The following is a 6,858-nucleotide window of genomic DNA, read 5'->3' on the forward strand; positions in this document are numbered from 1 at the left end:
CCACGCCATGCCGACCGACCCCACCGCAACCCCCGCCCCCGCCGCGCACCCGCACCCCGCGCGCCTCGGCCTGGGCACCGCGGCCGTCGGCCGGCCCGGCTACATCAACCTCGGGCGCGACGCGGACCTGCCCGCCGACCGCACCGTCGACGCCCTGCGCGAGCGCACCCACACCCTGCTCGACGCCGCGTACGCCGCCGGCGTGCGCTACCTCGACACCGCCCGCTCCTACGGCCGCGCCGAGGAGTTCCTCGGCCAGTGGCTCGCCCAACACCCCGGCGCCGCGGCCGAGGTGACGGTCGCCAGCAAGTGGGGCTACACCTACACCGCCGACTGGCGCACCAGCGCCGTCACCGCCCACGAGGTCAAGGAACACTCCACCGCCGTCTACGACCGCCAGATCCACGAGACCCGCACCCTGCTCGGCGACCACCTGGACGTCTACCTGGTCCACTCCGTCACCCCCGACAGCCCCGCCCTCACCGACCCCGCCCTCCACCACCGCCTCGCCGCCCTCGCCGCCGACGGCGTACGCGTCGGCCTGTCCACCAGCGGCCCCGCCCAGGCCGACACCATCCGCCGGGCCCTCACCGTCACCACCGCCGGACGCCCGCTGTTCACCGCCGTCCAGTCCACCTGGAACCCGCTGGAGACCTCCGCCGCCCCCGCCCTCGCCGAAGCCCACGCGGCCGGCTGGCTGGTCGTCGTCAAGGAGGCCATGGCCAACGGCCGCCTCGCCGGCCGCAACGCCACCGGCCCCGACACCGCCCCGCTGCGCACCCTCGCCGACCGCACCGGCACCACCCCCGACGCCCTCGCCCTCGCCGCGGCCGCCGCCCAGCCCTGGGCCGACGTCGTCCTCTCCGGCGCCGCCACCCTCGACCAGCTCACCTCCAACCTCGCCGCCGCCGACCTCCGCCCCACCCCGGAAGACCTCGCCGCCCTCACCACCATGGCCGAGCCGGCCGACGCGTACTGGCGTGCGCGGGCGGCCCTGCCCTGGTCCTGACGGCGTCGTCCTCTCGGGACACCGCCGCTCCCGGCCGGCTCACGGTCCTCCGCCCCATCCCGGAAGACCTCGCCGCCCTCACCGCCATGGCGCAGCCGGCCGCCCGTGTACTGGCGTGCGCGGGCGGCCCTGCCCCGGGTCCTGGTCCTGACGGCCGACGGGCCGCCCTCGGCCGGCTCGCCTTCCGGCTTCGCCTGCGCCGGCGGAGCCGGCCGAGGCGTACGGCGTCGTCCTCTCCGGGGCTTGGCGCCCTCGGCCGGCTCGCCCTCGAACCCTCGCGGCCGCGAGGCTGCCCCTCGTGCTCCTCTCTGCCAAGGTGGAGCCAGCCGAGGCGTATTGGTGTGGGTGGGAGGGCCTGTCCTGGGTCCTGGCCCTGACGGCGCCGCCCCGCCGACGCCTGCCGACCTCCGCCCCATCCCGGAAGACCTCGCCGCCCTCACCGCCATGGCGCAGCCGGCCGCCCGTGTACTGGCGCACGCGGCGGGCCTCGGCCAAGCTCGCCCTCCAACCCTCGCGGCCGCCCACTCCGCCCTATCCGCGAGGCTGCCCGCGCGGTCCTCCCCACCAAGGTGGAGCGGGCCGACGCGCATTGGTGCGGGAGGGCGGGCCTGCCCTGGGTCCTGGTCCTGACGACGCCGCCCCCTCCGGCGCCTGCCGTCCTTGGCCAGGTCGCCCTCCTACCCTCGCCGCCGCCCACCTCCGCCGCCCCCGACGATTCGTCGGCTGAGGCGGGCGGCGCTGCCTGGCCCTGACGGCGCCGCCCCTCCGGCGCCTGCCGCCCTCAGTCGGCTCGCCTTCCGACTTCGCCCGCGATGGCGGAGCCGGCCGAGGCGTCCGGCGTCGTCCTCTCCGGGGGTTGGCGCCCTCGGCCGGATCGCCCTCCAACCCTCGCGGCCGCGAGGCTGTCTAGTGGACCTATCCGCCAGGGCGGAGTTCTCCGAGGCGTACTGGCGCGGGTGGGCGGCCCTGCTCTGGTCCTGATGGCGTCGGCTCTCGGGACGCCGCCACTCCCGGCCGGCTCGCGACCTCGCCGCCGCCGACACCTCCGCCCCATCCCCGAAGACCTCGCCGCCCTCGCGACCATGGCGGAGCCGGCCGCCCGCGTACTGGCGCACGCGGGCGGCCCTGCCCTGTTCCTGACGGCGCTGCTCCCGCCGACGCCTGCCGCCGTCGGCCAGCTTGCCCCTCCAACCTCGGCCGCGCCCCCAAGGCTGCCCTCGTGGTCCTTTCCACCAGGGCGGAGTTCTCCGAGGCGTACTGGCGCGGGTCGGCGGGCCTGCTCTGGTCCTGATGGCGTCGGCTCTCGGGACGCCGCCACTCCCGGCCGGCTCGCGACCTCGCCGCCGCCGACCTCCTCCCCGGCCCCCGAGGATTTCACCGGCTGAGACGGGCTGCACTGCCATGGTTCTCACGGGACGGCGAGGAATACCGCCGCGTGGGGGCGGGCGGCGTACGAGGTGGGGTTGTCGCTGCTTCCTTGCTGCTGTTCGTGTTGTTGCGTGGGAAGTCGGTGGGGTCGACTTTTCGTGCGTCGGGGTTGGGTTGGTGTGCTTGCGGGTGGCGGGGCCGGTGCCTGGGGGGCGGGTGTTGGTGGGCTCGTTGCTTCCTTGCTGCCGCTCGCGCTGTCGCGTGGGAAGTCGGCGGGGCCGACTTTTCGTGCTCGGGACCCGCCGGGTCCCCGCGGCGGGCGCGGCTCGTTGTCGGTGGCCGCCCCTACGGTGGGCCGCATGACCGAGTATCTGGACCTCGCGGCCGCCCTGGCCGCCCTGCCCGTCGAGCTGCCGGCCGGGCGGCTGGCCACCGAGGAGGACGGGCGGCAGCCGCTGCTGTGGATCAGCGACGACCCCGCCCCCGGCGGGCTGTGGCGGCAGCTGCACCGCGCCCACCCGCAGAGCGGGCTGTGGCCGCTGCTGCTCACCCCGCTGGACCGCACCGGCCCCGACTACCGACCCTGGCTGTCGGGCGAGTTGTACCCGACCGACGCCGCCGAGCCCTCCCTCTACGACCCGGCCGCCCTGCTGCGCACCTGGTGGAAGCAGGTCGACGGGGACGAGGACGGCGAGGAGGGCGAGGACGCCGAGATCCTGGACGAGGCGCTCGCCCCCTACGGCCGCACCTGGCCCGGCCTCGCCCCCGCCGCCACCGTCCCCGACGGCGCCGCCGGCACCGAGGCCCGGGAGCTGGCCGAGGTGCTGCGGCTCAGGGGCGCCCGCCTCGGCCTGGTGCGGGCCGGTAGCGGCGCCGAGGCGCTGACGGTCTGCGGCTGGGGCGGCCCGGCGAACCACGCCGGCACTGGCAAGATCGCCGCCGTGCTCGCCGACTGGGAGCGCCGCTTCGGCGTCCAGGTCGTCGAAGTCGGCTTCGACACCCTGGAGTTGAGCGTCCCCGTGCCGCCCGCCACGCTCGCCGAGGCGCTCCCGCTGGCCGCCGAGCACACCGCCTTCTGCCCCGACCTGGTGTTCCAGGGCACCGGCTCCCTCACCGAGTACGCCGAGGGGCTGGTGGGCGCCCACCAGTGGTCCTTCTGGTGGGACTGACCCGGCCCTGAACGGCCCTGAACGGCCGGGCCCCGGGCTTGGGGCTCAGTACTCGGAGCTGGGCGCCGCCGTGACCGGCCCGAGGTCCGGTTCGTCGCGCAACTCCACCGCCGTGCCGTGGTGTTCGAGCTCCAGCACGACGAGTTCGTTGGCGCCGGCGTGCCACAGCGGGGCGGGGGCGTAGAGGGTGCGCTGGGGGCCGGCGGCGCAGTGGCGGCCGAGGAGGAAGCCGTTGAGCCACAGCAGGCCGCGGCCCCAGCCGGGCAGGGCGACGAACGCGTCGGCGGGGGAGGGCAGTTCGGCGGTGAAGCGGTGGAAGGCCGGCTCCCCGTCGGGGGTGTGGGCGTCGTCCGTGAAGCGCAGTGCGGACAGGTCGGTCAGCGGCAGCGGCCGGATCTGCCAGTCGAAGAGCCGCTGGTGGCCGTGCGAGACGCCGCGGGTGATGCCCTTGCGGTCGTCCATCTGCGGGCCGTAGTTCACCCGGCCCAGCGCCTCCACGAGGATGTCCAGCACGACGCCGTCGGGCCCGGTGGCCAGCGGCAGCGTCGCGCCGGGGGAGTTGCGCTCCAGCGTGCCGATCGGGCGGCCGTCCGCGAACACCTGCGCCCGGTCGGCCAACCCGTCGATGCGCAGCGGTAGTTCGGGGCGCGGGCCGGGCACGCGGGTGCGGTAGTGGATCAGGCCGCGGTCCTGTCCGACCTGCTCCATCGGCAGCGGCGCGGCGTGCCGCCGCGGCTGCGACAGCGCGTCCAGGGCCGGTGCCAGCGGCGCCCGCCCGTCGGCCCGCTCCAGCCGCTGCGGGGCGATGCGGGGCGGCGGGTCGGGCAGGTCGCCGTCCGGCAGCGGCAGGTAGCGGCCGATGACCTCGCGCAGGGCGTGGAACTTGTCGGTCAGTTCGCCGGCCTCGCCGATCGGCGCGTCGTAGTCGTAGCTGGTGACGGTCGGCTCGTAGCCGGCGTCCAGCGGGTGGGCGCCGGAGTGGTTGGCGCCGGACCACAGGCCGAAGCTGGTGCCGCCGTGCGCCATGTAGAGGCTGACGGAGGCGCCGGTGGCGAGCAGCTCGTCGAGGCAGGCGGCGGTCTCCTTCGGGTCGCGGACGTGGTGGGGAAGGCCCCACTGGTCGAACCAGCCGATCCAGAACTCCATGGCGGTCAGCGGGCCTTCGCCCTGGTGGCGGCGGAGCACCGCGAGGCGCTCGGGGGCGCGTGAGCCGAAGGTGGCGGTGGCGAGGTGGCCGGGGATGGCGCCGCCCTGCTGCATGGTGTCGTGGGCGCCGTCGGTGGTGAACAGCAGGCAGTCCACGCCGCGGCGCACCAGGCCGTCGCGCAGGTGGGCGAGGTAGGCGGCGTCGTCGCCGTAGCTGCCGTACTCGTTCTCCACCTGCACCGCCACCACCGGCCCGCCCCGGCTCGCCAGCAGCGGCAGCAGTTCGGGTGCCAGCGCGTCGAACCAGCCGTCCACCTCCGCCAGGTAGGCGGGGTCGGCGCAGCGCAGCCGCAGCCCGTCCACCGCGAGCAGCCGGGCGGGCAGCCCGCCGAACTCCCACTCCGCGCAGATGTACGGCCCCGGGCGCAGGATCACGTCCAGCCCCAGGGCGCCGGCCAGCCGCACGAAGCGGCCCACGTCCCGCCAGCCGGTGAAGTCCACGGTGCGGTCGGGCAGTTCGTGGAAGTTCCAGGGGACGTAGGTGTCCACGGTGTTCACCCCCAGCGCCCGCACCCGCCGCAGCCGGTCCTCCCACAGCCGCGGGTGCACCCGGAAGTAGTGCATCGCCCCGGCCACCACCCGGTGCGGTGCCCCGTCCCGGACGAACCCGTCCGCGTCGTACCCGAGCATCGCGCGCACCCCGCCTTCCCACCGCAGACCCTGGCCCCGCCGAGCCTAGCGAGGAACGGGCCGCGCGGGCGGCCCGTGCCCGGGTGTCGCACCGGCCGTTCCGGAAGGGCCGCCACGGCCCGCGCGAAGGACCGGCCGCCCCCGCACCGCCCGAGGGCGCGGGTGTCGTACGCGGGTGCGAGGAAGGGGCCGGGTGGCGGGCCCCGCGGTCACTGCGGGGGCAGGGCGAGGGTGGGGAGGTGGTCGGCCATCAGGAGGGCGACGAGTTCGCGGCGGCTGCCCGTGCCGGTCTTGTGGAGGATCGCGGTGACGTGCTGCTGGACGGTGGGCACGGTCAGGTGGAGGCGGGCGGCGATGTCCTTGGTGCTGGCGCCGCGCACCGCGTGCAGGGCGACCTGCTGTTCGCGCGGGGACAGGCCGTGGGCGAGCAGGGCCAGCGGCAGGCGCTGGACGGGGGAGACCGGGGAGGCGACGACGGCGACGCCGCCGCGGCGGCCGTCCAGCGGGGAGGCGTGCAGGGTCAGCCACTGGCCGTCGGGGGTGCACACCCGCGTCTCGACGGGGGCGCCGCGGCGGGCGGCCTGGCGGGCGGGGGTGAGGAAGGCGGTGGGCACCCCGCCGGTGTGGGCGGTGGGTTCGGCCATCCGCCCGATCAGTTCGCGGGCCGCCGCGTCCGCCGAGCGCAGCCGCCCGTAGCCGTCCAGGACCGCCACGGCCGGGGCGGGCACCGGCGGCCGGGGGCGGGGGCCGCGCAGGGCGGCCAGGTGGGTGTCGCGCAGGGCGGCGCCGATGGGGGCGGCGACGCGTTCGGCCAGGCGCAGGTCGGGCAGGTCGTAGCGGCCGCGGGCGCGTTCGCGCATGAACGCCGCGCAGCCCCAGCGGCCGCCGCCGAGGTCGAAGTTGATCCGCAGTTCGTCGCCGTAGCCGCAGGGGTGGAGCAACTCCCGGTAGCGCAGGCTGCGTTCGGGGCGTCCCTCGGTGGCCCGGTCCACGGTCTGCACCCGGTGGCCGGCGGTGCGGATCGCGGCGAAGGTGGTGGTGTCCTCGCCCTGGAGCTCCAGTTGCACGGCCTGCTCGAACTGCGAGAAGTCGAGGTTGTCGGCGACGGTGGAGGTGGGGAACCCGGTGACCGGGTCGTTGCCGTGCCAGCAGCCGCCGTCGAAGCCGAGCGGCTTCGCCAGCAGGGCGTGCAGCTGGCGGAACAGCTCGGCCGCGGGTAACCGGGAGGCCGACAACTCGCGGATGGATCCCAGGACTTCGCGCTCGATGTCACGTCGTTTGGCCACGGACGGAATACTACGGAAGCCGGGGCCAGCCGTCCGGTGAACGGCGAAGCGGGGGCGGGGGGGCCCCCGCGCGGGGCCCCCCCCCCCCCCCCCCCCCCGGGCCCCCCCCCCCCCCCCCCCCCCCGGCCCCCCCCACCCCCCCCCCCCCCCCCCCCCCCCCCCCCCCCCCCGGGCGGAGACACGCGGGCGG

The 6,858-nt window shown here is 76.6% G+C and carries 4 protein-coding genes; 2 read left to right on the forward strand and 2 right to left on the reverse strand.

The annotated features are described in order from the left end of the window. Positions 1-7 precede the first annotated feature (7 nt). Positions 8-1,009 (forward strand): aldo/keto reductase, encoded by a 1,002-nt coding sequence (locus ACIQI7_RS34520; RefSeq protein WP_401117746.1) that lies wholly within the window; start codon positions 8-10, stop codon positions 1,007-1,009. 1,727 nt (positions 1,010-2,736) lie between these two features. Next, entirely contained in the window at positions 2,737-3,546 is an 810-nt protein-coding gene (locus ACIQI7_RS34525) for a DUF4253 domain-containing protein (RefSeq protein ID WP_401117748.1), read from the forward strand. A 45-nt stretch (positions 3,547-3,591) separates the two neighbouring features. On the opposite strand, the gene ACIQI7_RS34530 is transcribed toward ACIQI7_RS34525, so the two are convergent. Both ACIQI7_RS34530 and ACIQI7_RS34535 read right to left on the reverse strand, forming a co-directional pair. After that, on the reverse strand, positions 3,592-5,382 hold the full coding sequence (locus ACIQI7_RS34530; protein WP_401117821.1) for a beta-galactosidase family protein: 1,791 nt from the start codon (positions 5,380-5,382) through the stop codon (positions 3,592-3,594). 209 nt (positions 5,383-5,591) lie between these two features. Beyond that, positions 5,592-6,668 (reverse strand): response regulator transcription factor, encoded by a 1,077-nt coding sequence (locus ACIQI7_RS34535; RefSeq protein ID WP_401117750.1) that lies wholly within the window; start codon positions 6,666-6,668, stop codon positions 5,592-5,594. Positions 6,669-6,858 lie beyond the last annotated feature (190 nt).

The organism is Kitasatospora sp. NPDC092039, from assembly GCF_044756065.1.
Lineage (GTDB): Bacteria > Actinomycetota > Actinomycetes > Streptomycetales > Streptomycetaceae > Kitasatospora.

What these genes read in the sequence shown, in the direction of transcription:
- ACIQI7_RS34530 (WP_401117821.1), bottom strand. Translation starts at nt 5,382, where the DNA reads ATGCTCGGGTACGACGCGGACGGGTTCGTCCGGGACGGGGCACCGCAC.
- ACIQI7_RS34520 (WP_401117746.1), top strand. Translation starts at nt 8, where the DNA reads ATGCCGACCGACCCCACCGCAACCCCCGCCCCCGCCGCGCACCCGCAC.
- ACIQI7_RS34525 (WP_401117748.1), top strand. Translation starts at nt 2,737, where the DNA reads ATGACCGAGTATCTGGACCTCGCGGCCGCCCTGGCCGCCCTGCCCGTC.